The following is a 16,515-nucleotide window of genomic DNA, read 5'->3' as shown; positions in this document are numbered from 1 at the left end:
GAGTTCCCCAGTATTCCAAATAAAAACGCCATCACGTAATGTGATGGCGTTTCTCTATACTTAATGTGTCTACATCAAGCCCAACAAATTAAAGATCATCACTGCTGCTTCTGCACGGCTGGCATTCTTCCTCGGTGCAAACTCATCGTTACCTACACCGTTTATGATGCCTGCTCCCTGGATTGTCTCTACCGCTTGCTTCGCATAACTTGCGATGTGTGCTTCATCCTTGAAGGCTGTAGCTTCACCACTTGTTAACGCTAGTTGCTTAATTTGGACAGCCTTGTATACCATAACCGCCATATCTTCTCGCGTAATGTTCTCATGAACTCCGAATCGTCCATCTGGTTTCCCATTCACAATCCCCAGCTTCTGCGCGGTTGCGATATTTCCATGGTACCATTCTCCTTGCTTCACATCACTAAAACTTGTCGTTGCCCTCTCATCCGATAGCTCAAACAACTTCATCAGCATGGTGATGAATTCTGCTCTTGTCACTTGACCATTCGGATTAAACTCGCCGTTGCCTACACCCTTCACAATGCCTCTTGCTCCCAATGCTGAGATCGCATCCTTCGCCCAATCTTGGGTCACATCCTTAAAGCTCGTTGCAACATACGCTACCGTATACTTGCTCAGATACGTTGGCTTGAACTCTACTTTTCCTGTCGCTGCATTGTATTTACCATTCGTCACCACTCTTAGCTCTCCGTTGTCCTTCACATCGTATACAACGACGTTGTTTGGATTTTCGTTAGCCTTTAGTGTGTATGGCAATTCAATCACGAGATCATCTCTGCCATCAAACTCTGTAAGTTTCTTACCATCAATCGTTAGCTCGATATCGTATACGACCTCACCGTTCAGCTGAGCTTGTGCGCCAGCTGGCAGTTGATTAGCTGCAATTTTCTTAATCGACAATCCTAACGTTTTTCCCGCACTTGTTCCTGTTCCAAGCAGTTCGGTTGCCACTGTTACAACTGCAGAGCCTGTGTTGATCTCGATGCGATCTATCGTAGAAGATCCACTTGTTAAGCGCGCATCTACTGCGAGCTCAATCGTTAGCCCGTTCAAGCTTGCATCAGCTTCAACTTGCATGTGTAGCTTACCGCCTGTCGTTTGATCAAGCGCACGCTTCACCGTATCCGCACTTAACTTCACTTTAGAAGCACCGCTCTCATTTACGACCGGCTTAATGTGTATTTGACCGTTGTCCATGACCACTGGCTCATTTCCACCTGGAGCTGTTGGTACTGTAGGTGCAAGGATGTTACCGTCACCGCCACCATTTCCATTACCACTGCCTGGTGCTTGTGGTGTTCCATCAACCAATGGTGTTACCGTTACCGTAGCGCTAGATGATAAACCACCATCCACTGTAGTTACTGTAATCCTTGCTGTTCCTGGTGCCACCGCTGTTACTTGACCTGTCGCACTTACAGTCGCTACAGCTGTATCGCTAGAGCTCCATGTCACTGCTTTTTTCGTTGCATTAGCTGGTGTTACCGTAGCTGTCAATTGCCCTGATTGACCTTCTACGATGGACAACGTCGTTTTGTCCAAGCTAATTCCGCTAACGGGTACGTTCTTCCCGTTGAGTGCATCATACTCACTTTGTGTAATTGAAATTACCGTTCCGTGACGCGGACTAGCTGGTAAGTTGTAGTTAGAAGATAATGTCCAGACACCTGATGCAAGATTTGTTGTCTCGAATGGAACATAACCTCTTCCACCAAACTCATCTACGAATAAATACCATTTTTTATCGGTATTCGATTTGAAGATCGTTGGACCCTCGACCCATTTGATGTTACCAACGCCTTGATTAATCATCTTGAAGGTTGGATCTAAGATCGAGTCACCGACCTCTTGGAAGATCATCTTGCCAAATGGAGCAGGATCTCCGTTGTTTTGCTCATCTTTCGTAAAGCGATACACTTTTCCTTCATGCTCAATCATCGTTGTGTCAATGATTGAATATCCATAATCCAGATATACTTGCGGTTCAGTAAACGTATAGAAATCTCTTGTCTTGCTATACATCATTTTTTGATAAGCATCACCTGTATGGGATGCATCATCAAACATTCTTGATGCCCAAAATACGATATATTCACCTGTTGTATTGTCGTACATAATTTCTGGTGCCCATGTATTACCCGCTTCTTCTGGTGCAACCTCTACCATGCGTTGATCTGTCCAATTGACTAGATCATTCGATTCCCAAACCATAATGGAACGACTGCCCCATGTGTGTGCTCTACCCCAGTTACCATTGCCGTTAATTTTCAGATCGGTAGCGATCATGTAGAACTTATCACCTTCAGGCGAACGAATAATGAACGGATCACGTACCCCTTTCTCCCCTAAGGTAGAGGTTAATACAGGTTTACCATTATTCAATTCTCGCCAGTTCAACGGATCATTGCCGTTACTTAGTGCAAAGTAAACTTGCTCACCTGTTGCAGTACCTTCTCCAGTGAAATATGTGAAAAAGTATCCCGCATAATTTTCATCAGCAGGCAGTTCCTTCACCTTCGCAATGAATTCCTTCGTCGTGGATGCTGAATTCAACTTAATCGTAGCTGTAAGCTTCACGTCTACATTTCCACTACCGTGTGCCGGACGTTTTACTTCTCCAGTAACTGAAACAACGTTTGGTAGAACAGAAGCCCAAGTAATCGTTGTTCCATATAGTCCAGATGTTGGTAATGATATATGACCTCTTACATCATTAATGTTATGAACGACTAGTGCTGCTTTTGCTTCATCTACAGAAGTGACATCGTTTGGCAATGCCTTAACCGTCAACTGAAAAGTTTTGTTAACTTTCTCTGTACCATCTGTAAATACTGCTGTTAACGTTACAACTTGATCACCTGTTGCGTTAGCTGGTCTAGTTACGGCACCTGTAGTTGAGATGACATTCCCCTTATCTGAAGTCCAGCTTATTGTTGTGCCATAAGCACCTGATGTTGGCAATGTTACATTGCTTATAATCGTATCTTTTGATGCATTAGCAGCAAGAAGATCATGAATCGTTAATTTCTCCGTCGCAGCCGATACAAGCATGCCCTCCATTAAAGCAATCTTCTGATCTGAATGGGCCTTAAGTGATGTAATATCTGCCGCAGTCATAGCACCATCATAGATTTGGAAGTCTGCAATCATACCGCCGAAGAATGGATCAGCTGGATAAAATGACTTACCGATGGTTCCACTACTGCCTGAAGTATTTTTTATTTGTTCTAGTGTCATTCCATTCGTTGAACCTGATGCAACAGCAACACCATCGATATAAAGCGTTAGTGTACCATCCGTGCCTGAAACAACGGTCGTAACTACTTTCCATTCATTGTTCTTTAAGCCCGTGGTCGAAGTTGAAGACTCATTATTCCAGGCATTCGTCGCGATACCTAAACGGGCCAGACCGTTAGCGTTATAACGTGGTGTGAAATACGTATAGTGTGTATTATTGTTCGGTCTTCCTAATGCATATAACCACTCCGCAGCGTTTTTACCGCTCCAGTTCACAATGGATGAAACGGTCATATCCGTTAATCCATCAAGCACTCCTTGTGGTAGTTCTACATAAGAGTTAGTTGTGCCACCAGTAAAGCTTAGTACACCAGCATCTTGAGTACGAATCCATTCTGCTTTAGACGGATTCATCCATTTTCCGTTGAATTTTCCTGTTTGGTCAATAACCGTCGCACCATCGATATCATTCATATCATAGTGAAGAATGAGCTCTGCCCCAGATGGCTGTTCTACTGGAGGAGTCACGTCTTCATCAGCTAATGTTGTAATCTCTTCAACGGATAATGCACGATTATAAATACGGAAATCATCCAATTTACCATCAAATAAACTATGAGAGCTGTTTCTCGATTTACCAATATAATTCATCGTTGTTTCCAGTAACATTCTCGGCTCAACGTTAAATGTCGAGCTACGTTTAACCTCTTGACCATTCACATACAATACGGCATCAAATTCATCCATTGTAATTGCAACATGCTGCCAAGTCTTCGTTGGTAATAACCCGGAATTTCTCACCGCATATTTATATTCTGATCCCAGTCGCGTGCTGTCATTGCTAAATTTCTCTGTAAAAGGTGTTACGACAGCAAACTCTAGACTACCTGTATCACCTTGTGTGCTCAAGTACATGGTGTTGCGGTTAACCTGTCTGCCTGTGTCGGAAGCAAAATCAAATATTCTTTGATTTGCTTGATTTCTGTCCATTTGAACCCATGTAGAGAACGTAGCCTTCTCAAGATTCAAGGATTGAATCAAGTTATCTGGCAGCTTCACATATCCTGTTGATCCATTAAGCTCTAGTGCACCACCCGTTTTACCAATGCGATCCTCTTCATTGATCGTTGCTCCACCTACTAGTGTTGCGTGATGACCGTTGCCAGAAATATCATTCACCGTTGTACCATTCACTGTATTTGCATCGAATGAGTAATGTACAACCGGGTCTGTTGATGGTGCCGGACCTTTCCATGCATACTTCTCTTGCAAAGCATCATACTCTGCACGTGAGATTGGAATTACCGTCCCGTGTCGTGGTCCTGGCGGCAGTGCATATTTATCACTACTTAATACATTGTTCATATATTGCGTGCTACTATCCAGATCTGTTGTATATCGAACATGATATGGCCATGAATCAAGGAACAGATACCATTTGTCTTTATTATTATCCTTAAAAATCGTTTGCCCTTCGTTGTTTCCATTATTTCCGATCAAGCCAAGTTTATTATCACGTGTACCAAGAACAGCGTCGTATTGAAGGCCGTTTGCTGCAATATTGTCCTTGTCATAGTAAAAAGTTGGTGCTTTCTCCACATACACTTTAGTATTCATTTCTGATTTGGTGAATCGGTACAACATATCATTATGCTCAATAAACGTTGTATCAATGGTCGGAAGTGACTCATCAATCATGACCTTTGGCTCCGAGAAGTTGTAGAAGTCTCTTGTTGTTGCGTAGTACATCACATTGTACTGACCTGCAGGTCTTCCGTTATAATCACCATATGTCTCTGTATTTTTCATCGATGATGCCCAAAATACGATATACTCTCCAGTTACTGGATCATAGATAGCTTCTGGTGCCCACGTATTTCCTCCAGTCTTAGGAGCAACCTCGATCATACGCTGCTCGCTCCAATGAACGAGATCCTCCGACTCCCAAATCATCATGTAATGACTACCCGTAATTTGAGCTTGGTCGAAATTTGTACTTTCGCCCATTTTCAAATCGGTTGCCAGCATATAGAATTTATCACCTTCTGGTGACCGAATAACGAATGGATCACGAAGTCCTTTTTCACCCATATCCGATTGAAGGATCGACTTACCATTATTCAACCCTTTCCAGAACAATGGATCTTCAGCTGTAGCGAAGGATATCTCTTCACCACCCTCATATTCACCTGTAAAGTACGCAAAGAAGTAAGCATCATGCTGTACTGGCGCAATTGCTTGTTTAATCGTAACGTTAAAAGTTAGCTCTTTAGAAGCTGCACCATTTGTAATTGTAGCTATTAGCGTAACGGGCGTATCCGTAGCTTGACGGCTTACCCAGCCTAGCTGTGTAGCGTCACCAGCCGCTTCAGCCGTTCCTTTCACAACCGCCGGTCTGCTAGATACCCATGTAATTGTGGAGCCTTGTTCACCTGTAGCAACAAGACGTAAGTTACCTTTAACGTTGTCAGCATTGTAGATCTCTATTTGTTCAGCGTCCAGATCAACCTTCTGCTGATCATCGAATTGCTTCAAGATCGTAACAGGGAATACAGCTGTAGTTGATACGCCTTGATACGTTAAAGTAGCCGTAAGCTCTGCCTGAACATTACCTGCTTGAACAGCTGGACGTTGTACAGTGCCATGGTTAGAAATGACAGTAGGATGACTAGAACTCCAAGTAATACTCACGCCGTTTTTACCGCTTGTTGGTAATGCAACGTTTCTCGTTATCTTATCGGTACTCTTATTGCCTTCACCTAAGTAACGACTGATGTCAAGTTGATTCGCTGCATCATCAACAGTGAGCTGACGTATTTTGGAGATGTGAGTTGCTCCTTCTTGTTGATATAACTCTCCTACTTCTTGCTCTGTCAACGCGCGATCATATACTCGAAAATCAGCTACGCTACCTTGAAGGTATGGATCGTTTGAGAAGATTGATTTACCGATAAAGCCAGAGAAAGTAGCATCCGGATTAATAATTTCTGACAGCTTTAGTCCCTTTGCATTACCCGAAGCAACCTTAACTCCATCCACGAATAACGTTATCCTATTGCTAGCTTCGGACAAGGACACCGTTACATGCTTCCACTGCCCACCGATAAGGTTTGAGTTTGCGCTACCTGTAACTAATGCTTCGTTCGGCCAGCCATTTTTAGAGATACCTGTGGCAATCATATTACCTGATCCACTACCGTGACGTGGTGTTACGAAGAAATATTTGTTCGTTTCTGGTGTTAATACAGTACCGAAACCGAAGATCCAGCGATTCGTCCCATCATTCGTCCAGTTCACGATTGAAGATACTGTAATCTCATTCAGACCGTGTAGTAGATCTAGTCCATTTGAGCCCTTAGGAATCTCAACATGCCCACTATTAGATGTAGAGCTTCCACCATTGAAGGAAACAAAGCCAACCTCACTGTTTGAAATGAATTGTCCATTGTTTGGATTTCTAAATATTCCGTCAAATGTAACTGCCTTATTGGCAACATCCTTCAGTACGAGTTGACCGTCTACTTCTTCAGTCGTCTTCATGTTGTAATGAAGAATAAGATCATCTTTTAGCGATTTTCCCTTAACGGTAAGGGCTGATGTAGCTGTAAACTCTCCATCTTCCGTCTGTACCGTAATTGTGGCTGTACCTTCACTAACAGCTGTAACTTTACCCGTTGAATTGACAATCGCTACACTGGAGTCACTAGATGTCCAGATAACTCTTTTATTCGTTGCATTTGAAGGTGAAATAGTAGCTACTAATGTCTCGCTGTCCCCCACTGATAAAATAAATGTAGATTCATTAAGCAAGACACTCTTAACGGCAATCTGCTCAATAGAGTCATCCTTAGGTAGTAAGGTAACAATAAACTCCTTCGTTGCCTGGCTTCCACCCAAAGAAATGGTTGCAGTTAACGTCACTTGTTGCTCCATTTCTCGTAAGAACACTTCCCCGGTTGGACTAATCGCACTCTCATCACTAGAAGTCCATGAGATCATTGCGCCATTCTTATCTTGAGTAGGCAGTTCAAGAGATTCTGTAACTGCCGATATATCACCTAACGTTAGCTCTATTTTGCCTTGTTGTATTTGCTTTTCATTAAACGATTGTTCATATACTACAGCGATATCTTCATTATTTAGTGCCTCTCCGTAAATTCTTAAATCTTGAAAGCTGCCTGCAAAAGTAGCATCCCCTAAATAATTGGAGCGACCGATGTAAGCATGCAAATCAGTACCAAAACTTGCTGTTGTTTTCTCTTTGGCGGTCGTGCCTATACTTACACCGTTAATGTAACCTGTAATAGAGCGTTCTGTAATGACCGTCGTATAGTGCACCCATTGACCTTCGTACGGTGTCGTTGAAGTGCCTGATACCCCTACCTCAGTCGTCCAAGGCTGGTCAACATTATTGTTATTCGTAAATACTGACTTAAAATCACCACCTGGATTCGATGGATTAAACATCCAGTAATTCGTTGGCAAGTTATTGCCAGCTGCTGGAGTGCCGTAGAATAATGCTGAGTAGTTCCCACTTCCAGTGTTGCTCTTGATCCATACAGATATCGTTGTATTTTCTTGATTATCAAACAAACCAGTAGGAAGCTGAACGTAGTTTGTATTACTATCTGTTCCCCCAGGCAGAGTGAGACCATCGGTGTACGTAATGTCTCCTACGGCCGTTCCATGCTTTTCATTACCTGATATATCCTGTACATCCTCAAGCAATGGATAATGTGCCAACATCGTTGGTGTTATCGTGTCCGCTGAAGCTTGATTGCTAAATGGCAGAACAAGATTAAACCAGCTACTGAAGGTCATAAGTAAAACTAACATTAGGATTGTAATTTGCTTCCGCATAGCATTCTTCCCTTCGATTAATTTTCAGAAGCATACAACCCATATCTCTCACCTTTAAAACCAGACCACCTCGCTCAAGGAAATAGAGATACGTTTTAAAAAAAGAATGCGCTTACATTTCTTCTCATATTACGTCTTCAACACTTCCAATTCAATGTAGTATCTTGTTCATAAGGTGGATTTTTTTATTGCAATTCCCGCAAACTTCAACACTATCCCTATGCTTCGAAGTAATCGTTTTCATTCTTAATATACTCTATAGGTAAATTAAAGGATTGAACGCCTGATAAACATAATATATATAGTTGGGCGCTTGTTATATGGACAACGTGTCCGAATACGATGCGGTAAGCCATGGCGCACCGCATCGAAAAATAAGGAGGATTTTCATTTATGCCAAAACGATTTAGCAGAATGCTCGCGTTCCTCTGTTGCTTGGTAATGGTGGCGTCGCTAATGCCTACGAGCTATGCAGCCGCCACTGACAACATCGAGAACGCAGAAGCGAATGAAACACCCACCGCCATTTTTGGAACTCCCGAACTCGGGTCAAACGATCCACTCTGGGGCCAGACCATGGAGCATCACATCAACAAAAGCACTGTGCCCGCCGATCCCAGACCCCATGCCACGGGCACAGCCAGAATCCTTTGGGACTATGACTACCTGTATTCCAGAGTAGTTGTGAATGACAGTAATCTATATCAGGGAGCTGGCGGAGATCACCAGTACGACAGCCTGGAGTTTTATGTCGGCACCGGAACCGGAGGCTCAAACCAATGGCGCGTCAGCGCGACGGGCGTGTTCTCAGGGCAGGCCGCTCCGGGCAGAGCTGCATGGACCCAGATCACGGAAACAGGATATATCGTGGAGATGAGAATACCCAAAAGAACCTTGACCTTGGAGGAGGGCAAGCTTACCTTTGAGGTTTATATTAATAACTCAACGGAAAAAGGCGGTGACCGCTATGAAGTCGTTTCCAGTTTTGGAGTTCCAGACGCAGCTTATAACAGCTCTGATTCATTTACAGACAGCCTGCAGCTCTCTTTAGCCAATGAAGTGGACACCAGATTCTCAATCACCGCCACTGCGGGACCGGGCGGCCGAATAACGCCGAACCCACCCGGCGATGTTCTGAGAGTAGATCGGGACTCTAACAAAGAATTTACGTTTGCCCCCGATTCCGGCAAAATGGTGGATACCGTAACGGTAGACGGCGAGACCGCGACTCTATCTGCTGGCACTTATACCTTTTCGAATATTGAGGCTGACCATACAATTCACGTAACATTCAAAAACGATCCGGACGCGGGGATACTTCCCTTTATCGTATGGGATGACAACTTCGCCAGTGGCGAGTACACAACGGCTGTCATCATCGACTTAGGCGAGGGGAAGGCAGCGTTAGGCTCCGAGCTTAATTCGGGCTTGTTTACCTTGTCAGCCAGGAACACAACCCTGAACGGCGAAGCGGTGACCTTTGAAGGGACGCGCAAGATCACAAGGGTATACGCTAATGACGAACCGAAGGTACGCGGCTATCTGGGGCCGGTAAGCAATTCACCGGATTATCAGGACGGACTGGCAAGTGGCCGTTACATCGTAGTTGAGTCTGAGTTTTATTCAGCGAGCGGCGGCAAAACAACGCTGGATGGCAGCAGTAACTCGACAAAGCAGGTTTACAACATCGTCCCAAACGGAGAGATCGTACTGACAGAAGGGAGTCCACTTCGCAACGTGGTTTTTGAACAGGAAAAAGTTGTGAATCCGATCCTTGACAAGTTTACAACATTCACGGACAATTCGGTCAATCACTCGCTCTACCTTCACAAGGATGAAGACGGTAAAGTGATCAAAGGATTGCCGCTGTATGTTTATACCCACGGCATGTCACGCGGCGGCACAAACGCTGCGACAGACCAAAAAGCGGCCATGAAATCCGCCAACGGCTCGGTCGCTCTAATGAAAAAAATGGAGAAAAATCCTGACAAGTACGCCAGCCATGTACTGAATATTTCCTATAATGGCGTATCTGTTCCCTCAACAGAGAATGTTAAGAAGGTCATAGACGCCCTGATTGCCAGCGGCGAAGTAGACCCTAATCGTGTTTACGCGGCGGGCTTCTCATGGGGCGGCCAGTATACAAACAACTTAGTTAACAGCCACCCTGGCTTCTTCGCCGCCGCCGCACCTATGGCCCCGGTAAGCGGTTCACCGAATGCTAAGGACAACGACGCTCACAACAACCTGGCCTATTGGATGTTTTTAAATGCTCATAATGCTGGAGGCTACCAGACTAACCTCAATAACTTCATCAATAACAATATGCCGAAAATGATCAACGCGAGGGCTTCGCGCTTTGAGAGTAATGAGGTCCTTACATGGCCCTACAATCAATTTGATCAGCCAAATCTGAGGCCTAATCCGGCCAACACACCTGTTCTGGCTGATTACATAGCGCACGAAGTTGAAGCGGCGGTTCTTTACAACGAGATAACTATGGGGGATTGGAGCATAGCTCCCACGGCGCAGTCCTCTAACTTGCCGGTTTGGAACAATGACTACACAGACGTCTTTGATTGGATGTTCTCGCAGAGAAAACCGGTCGTCCCCGGTGCTCCGAGCGGCTTCAAGGCGACAGCGGGTGACGGACAGGTCACATTGAGCTGGACCGCCCCTGCTGACGACGGTGGCAGTGCGATATTGGGCTACAAGGTATGGTATGGCAACGTGACGCCGGTCACACTGGATGCGACGGAGACCAAATATACCTTTAAGAACCTGACAAACGGCCAAGGCTACAACTTCACCATCATCGCGGTGAATGCAAAGGGCGACGGCGCGGAGATCAGTGCAACGACGACGCCGATGAAGACGACGACTCCCACTGTGCCTGATTCTGGCGGCAATACGGGCAACACCGGAAATACCGGCAACACCGGTAATACGGGCAACACCGACAATACGGGCACCGGGACAGACGCTGGAACGTTAAAGTCGACCTACACAGTGAATACACCGAAGGATAAACCCGCGATCACAGACAAAAACGGCAACACCACCCTTCCCGGTGGCGGCGAGATTGCGACCAAAGGCGGGACGAAGATTAAGGTGCCCGAAGGCACAACGATAGACTCAAACGGTAAGGTAACCATTCCGGCAGGCAAGAGCGCCGAAGTGACACTCCCCGGCGGCAACAGCACAGTGACCATTTCGGGAGGCTCGACGATAGCGAGCGACGGTACGGTTACAGTAGGCGGCAAAGACGCGCATGTGAACCTGCCCAACGGCAACCGTGTGGATATCCACGGCGGATCGAAGATACGGAGCGGCGGAGCGGTTGTGGTAGGACCGAGCGGCGCAAAAGTTAGCTTAGATAACGGCATGTCGCTGAACATCCGTGAGGGTACGGAGCTGGCGTTTGATGACGCCACCCCACTGGGCTTCCTCGTGCTATCGGGCAATCCTTTCAGGGATGCCAACATGGACGACTGGTTCTACAACGATATAAATTTCGCCTACACATACGATCTTTTCAACGGCACGACGTCCACGACGTTCTCACCCCGCACCGCAATGACGCGTGCAATGTTCGTGCAGGTACTGGCCAATCTTGAGAACGTAAACCTCTCCAGCTACACGAGCTCCCGCTTTAACGACGTGACGGACGGACAGTGGTACACGGCGGCAACCGAGTGGGCGGCCGAAAAAGGCATAGTCAACGGTACAAACGCAGACCTGTTTGACCCCAATTCACCGATGACACGCGAGCAAATGCTGGTGATACTGTACAACTATATGAAGTACAAGGGCTATGAGATACCTGAAAGCCACGCTAAGTCCTTCACGGATCAGAGTGAGATCAGCTCCTGGGCGTTGGAAGCCGTTCAGGCGCTGCAAGGCAACGGCATTGTATTAGGCAAACCGGGCAACTTTTTTGCTCCCAAAGCCACCGCCACCCGCGCCGAAGTAGCCACGATCTTTGTAAGATTCGTCGAATATCTGGCTAAATGAAAGCGTATACAGATAAATGCAGCCCCTTCCGGTTGGTCAATTTCCAGCCGGAAGGGGCTGCTTGTTTTCAAACTGTACTTTTTTTGACAACTCCACAGTCAGGACTTTAAACCCTCTATTTTTGCATCTAGAATATTCATCCCCAAGTCCAAAAAATTCTAATTAATTAATTAATTAATTAATTAATTAATGCATGTTCTGATTTATTTCACGCACAAAAAAACGCCATCACAATAATGTGATGGCATTCTTGATTATGGAGCCTAGGGGGATCGAACCCCTGACCTCATCGCTGCCAGCGATGCGCTCTCCCAGCTGAGCTAAGGCCCCAGGATATGAAATAGATAACTTGTCCAACACTGCTATGTTCCACAGGCGACTCCTATATCATATAAAATCCAGCTTTCGCTGTCAATCACTTTTTAAGATCCAAAGTGATTGGAGAAGAACAACCGATTTCTCTGGTACACACGGACTGGAACTCCAGACTGCTCTTCTCCCTTTACCAACTTCACTAATCCTCCAGATCGTCTTTGGACAACAGGGATTTCAGTTCTTTCATGAACATATTGATATCTTTGAACTGGCGGTATACCGACGCAAAACGGACATACGCCACTTCATCGACCGGAAACAACTGTTCCATCAATAACTCACCAATCTGGCGACTCTCAACTTCAGCATCGGCTGTATTACGCAGAGATTTCTCCACTTCAGATACCATCATCTCCAGGGTCTCTACGGAGACTGGACGTTTCTCACAGGCACGAATAAGCCCACGGAGAATTTTGTCCCGGCTGAACTCTTCACGACTGCCATCTTTCTTAATGACGATCAGTGGAGTCTCCTCAATCATCTCAAACGTTGTAAATCTTCGGGCACACTGCTCACACTCACGGCGACGACGAATGGATTTTGCTTCGTTGGCCGGACGCGAATCAAGCACTTTGGTACCCATATAACCGCAATAAGGACACTTCAAAACAGATCACTTCCCACGTTTTACTTTTTACCACATATTCCCTGTACTGATTTTGTAATGAAAAACGCATTGCCGACACATAATACTTTTACCAACCCGCGAGGAGGTGAACAGCAATGGCACAAAGCAATGGTAACTCCAACAACTTGGTGGTAACTAAAGCTTCCGCAGCACTCGAGCAAATGAAATATGAAGTTGCTCAAGAACTCGGAATCAGCATCCCACAAGACGGATACCAAGGTAACATGACTTCTTACGAGAACGGTTCGATCGGTGGATACATCACGAAGCGTCTGGTAACAATTGCAGAACAGCAATTGGCAGGTCAATACCAATAATATCTGCATCGTAATACGCTACACAGAGGAGCATGGAGCGGCCGGTGAACAACCGGCCTGCTCTGTGCTTCTACTTATATACTTAGAACGTATTATAGATCTTTACATACTGATTATAATAGTAAATGACTCTTTGTACATAGTGACGCGTCTCACCAAACGGAATATCTTTCACTGTATCGAACGAGCCATCCCATACACCATCTCTAAGCCAACTGTTCACTTTGCCTGGACCCGCATTATAGGCAGCGATCATAACTGCTTCATTGCCATCGAATTGATCGGACAGATTCCGCAGATACCATGTGCCTAACTGAATATTTCGTTCTGGCTCGTGCTTTAATTCCTCCAGCGAAGTGTCGGGAATTTTGGCTTGTTCCAGTATCCAGTTCGCCGTGTCCGGCATCAGTTGCATGAGCCCAATGGCACCTCGTTTGGATTCCTTGCTTGTCTTGAAATTGGTCTCCACCTTGATAATGGAAGCAATTAGAAACGGATCAACCTCATAGCTCTGAGATTGGGCACGGATCTCTTCCTTATAATGTATGGGATAGAACCATGCCATCCAGTTTGTATTCAGAAATAACACCAGTACAAAGGAAACAAACATCAACAGCAATACACGTTTCTTACGCAATATTCTCATAACAAACCCTTACGCTGTAGATATGAGTCAATTTGCTGTTCCGTCTCAGGCCATAAGCCGCTGTTATCGATGACAATGTCAGCCAGCTGTTTTTTGCGCTCAATATCCATCTGTACATCCATTCGAGCCTCAGCCTGTGCTGCAGTCATTCCATCCCGACTCATCAAGCGATCTCGTTGCACCGATCTCGGGACATATACAAGCATGACTTCCTCGAAACCGTCCTCCAGACCTGATTCGTAGAGCAAAGGAATATCAGATACCACAAGTTTATCCGGATGTTGCAACGCGTATGCAGCAGCCCGTTCGCGCATCTCTCTTCGGATCGCCGGATGTGTGATAGCCTCCAATGCCTTTCGTTCCTCTGGTTGTTCGAAAACAATACTTCCGAGCTTTTTCCGATCCAGTGTTCCATCTTCGTTCAGTATGGCTTGTCCAAACCGCTTAACAGCGGCGGCCAACACGGGATGCCCGGGCATCATAACTTCCCGGGCAATAACGTCTGCATCGATGAGCAACGCTCCCTTACTGGCGAGATAGGCGGAAACACTGCTTTTGCCTGTCGCGATCCCGCCGGTTAAGCCTATATTCATCGTTTCACCTCATAACAACTTCATTATTCCCATAATCATTAACAATAGCGCTGGCAATACAGACAGTCTTCGCATCCAGCGCAGAGCTGAGAATCGTAGGCCAACCTTCATGCCGAGTGACAGAAAAGCCCCACTAAACAGTGCAATAATGAGTGCTGTCCATAGTGTAGGGAATCCCAGAAGTGCCGCTCCCAAACCTGCTCCAAACGCATCCAGAGACAGGGCAATACCCAGCCACATCGCTTCTTGAGCAGATATACTCCCCGAGTTATCCATATCCGCCTTGGAGGGACTGCGAAGGATCTGAATGACAACGCCCAGCTTGCGTAGCTCCAGTGTAAATACCATTCGTTCCAGTGATCCATTTGAAGCCGACTGCTCCAGATCCAGTGCGAGCACCTGATTCCTGCCCTTTGAAGCCGACAGTCTCTCTTGTGCTTCTCCCACTCCAGTTACCTTTGCTTCTGCTGCCTCACCCATTCCAGTGTCTGTTTCCAGCTGTTCTTTGCCTTGCTTTCGAATTAGTTGCAACAGTGACCATGCACCAATACCTATCAATATAACGGCTCCCACGATCGAAGCGATATCCGGTGACACCACATGGGACAACAACACACCTACTTGCATCGACAAGGCAATAACCAATCCCGAACAGATCGAAATAACAGCGATAGATAACAGGGGAATCTTAGTCCTCCGTAACCCATATGTAATCCCGACTCCAAAACCATCTAAACTAAGCGCCAAAGCAAGCGCCAGCAATGAAATAAAATGATGCAGCACCCCGGACTCCTCCTCTGTGCGGTACTCGTGCCAACTGAAGATGCCAGTATGGGTATACGCCCGCTTATTTCTGCCATATCAGTATATGGAGGGAGGAATCCAAGGGTGCTATGTTTTCATCATTTCGTTCATTCAGTTCATGTTACAGCAGCTGACAGTTCGGACAAAAATGCGTGCCACGGCCACCAACCACCGTTTTTTCAATTAACGTACCACAAGTTGTACAAGGTTCTGATTTGCGTCCATAGATTTTCAGTTGATGCTGGAACATCCCCATCTCACCCTGTCCATTCACATAGGACTTGATGGAAGATCCACCTGCATTCACTGCATCTTGCAACGTAGCCACAATCGCTTCATGAAGCACCGTTAACTGAGCTTCGGTCAGTGTCTTGGCGATGGTCTCGGGATGGATACCTGCGCGAAATAGAGCCTCGTCCACATAAATATTCCCGATACCAACCACATATGCCTGATTTAAAAGTACAGCCTTGATTTTGGTTGTACGCTTGCCAACCGCCTCGCGGAATGCAGTTACCGTAAAGGCTGGATCAAGCGGCTCCAGTCCCAGCTTCAGCAGAGGTTTGGACACCAGTTCCTCACCTGCATTAAACAGATGCATCGTACCAAATTGACGCACATCCTTATAACGCAATTCCGTACCATCATTAAAATGGAAGATCACATGTGTATGTTTCTCCACATCTTCATGCTGCTCGTACACACCGTACCTTCCTTCCATCCGCAGATGGGAGACAAGCACCAGCCCGTCCAGCAAAATACGCAAAAACTTGCCGCGGCGCTCCACCCCAATGACGGTATGTCCCGCGAGTTCCATTGCAAATGCATCTATGTCGTCCGGCCGCTGAATAATCCGCGGCAAGCTAACGGTAACATGATCAATCGTTTTGCCCACAATAAGTTGATTCAATGTTCTTCTGACTGTTTCGACTTCCGGTAATTCCGGCATGATGTTCTCACCTCCCCTATATTATAACGGAAGATGGCGCTCAGCGGGACCCTTTTCTTATATCTCAAACA

At 45.9% G+C, this 16,515-nt stretch carries 8 protein-coding genes and 1 tRNA gene; 2 read left to right on the top strand and 7 right to left on the bottom strand.

Translation table 11 applies throughout. The features are described 5' to 3' along the window. Positions 1–69 precede the first annotated feature (69 nt). Positions 70–8,118: an immunoglobulin-like domain-containing protein gene (locus MHH25_RS09980; protein WP_340019904.1), complete on the bottom strand. Its 8,049-nt coding sequence runs from the start codon at positions 8,116–8,118 to the stop codon at positions 70–72. A gap of 393 nt (positions 8,119–8,511) precedes the next feature. Here MHH25_RS09980 and MHH25_RS09975 point away from each other — a divergent pair, with 393 nt between their 5' ends. After that, on the top strand, positions 8,512–12,132 hold the full coding sequence (locus MHH25_RS09975; RefSeq protein WP_340019903.1) for an S-layer homology domain-containing protein: 3,621 nt from the start codon (positions 8,512–8,514) through the stop codon (positions 12,130–12,132). A gap of 257 nt (positions 12,133–12,389) precedes the next feature. On the opposite strand, the gene MHH25_RS09970 is transcribed toward MHH25_RS09975, so the two are convergent. Together MHH25_RS09970 and nrdR are read right to left on the bottom strand one after the other, a co-directional pair. Beyond that, positions 12,390–12,462, bottom strand: a tRNA-Ala gene (locus MHH25_RS09970). Positions 12,463–12,646: 184 nt separating this feature from the next. Beyond that, a complete protein-coding gene (nrdR, locus tag MHH25_RS09965; protein WP_036609807.1) occupies positions 12,647–13,114 on the bottom strand; it encodes a transcriptional regulator NrdR in 468 nt (155 codons plus the stop codon). A 116-nt stretch (positions 13,115–13,230) separates the two neighbouring features. Here nrdR and MHH25_RS09960 point away from each other — a divergent pair, with 116 nt between their 5' ends. Further along, positions 13,231–13,452: an alpha/beta-type small acid-soluble spore protein gene (locus MHH25_RS09960; RefSeq protein ID WP_017689472.1), complete on the top strand. Its 222-nt coding sequence runs from the start codon at positions 13,231–13,233 to the stop codon at positions 13,450–13,452. Positions 13,453–13,534: 82 nt separating this feature from the next. Here MHH25_RS09960 and MHH25_RS09955 read toward each other — a convergent pair whose 3' ends face one another. The 4 genes from MHH25_RS09955 to mutM form a co-directional block, all read right to left on the bottom strand. Next, positions 13,535–14,098, bottom strand: a complete 564-nt coding sequence (locus MHH25_RS09955; RefSeq protein ID WP_036609809.1) for a lytic transglycosylase domain-containing protein — start codon at positions 14,096–14,098, stop codon at positions 13,535–13,537. Continuing rightward, the gene (gene coaE, locus MHH25_RS09950; RefSeq protein WP_340019902.1) at positions 14,095–14,691 is read right to left on the bottom strand and encodes a dephospho-CoA kinase; all 597 of its coding nucleotides are present in this window, start codon (positions 14,689–14,691) and stop codon (positions 14,095–14,097) included. Before coaE ends, MHH25_RS09955 begins: the two co-directional genes overlap by 4 nt. A gap of 9 nt (positions 14,692–14,700) precedes the next feature. Then, the gene (locus MHH25_RS09945; protein WP_340020482.1) at positions 14,701–15,516 is read right to left on the bottom strand and encodes a manganese efflux pump; all 816 of its coding nucleotides are present in this window, start codon (positions 15,514–15,516) and stop codon (positions 14,701–14,703) included. Positions 15,517–15,616: 100 nt separating this feature from the next. Next, positions 15,617–16,444 (bottom strand): DNA-formamidopyrimidine glycosylase, encoded by an 828-nt coding sequence (gene mutM / locus MHH25_RS09940; protein ID WP_036669994.1) that lies wholly within the window; start codon positions 16,442–16,444, stop codon positions 15,617–15,619. Between the last annotated feature and the right edge of the window lie 71 nt (positions 16,445–16,515).

Source organism: Paenibacillus sp. FSL H3-0457, assembly GCF_037981725.1.
GTDB lineage: Bacteria > Bacillota > Bacilli > Paenibacillales > Paenibacillaceae > Paenibacillus > Paenibacillus amylolyticus.
The sequence above is the reverse complement of the archived record's forward strand: the minus strand, read 5'-3'. Positions and strand labels throughout refer to the sequence as shown.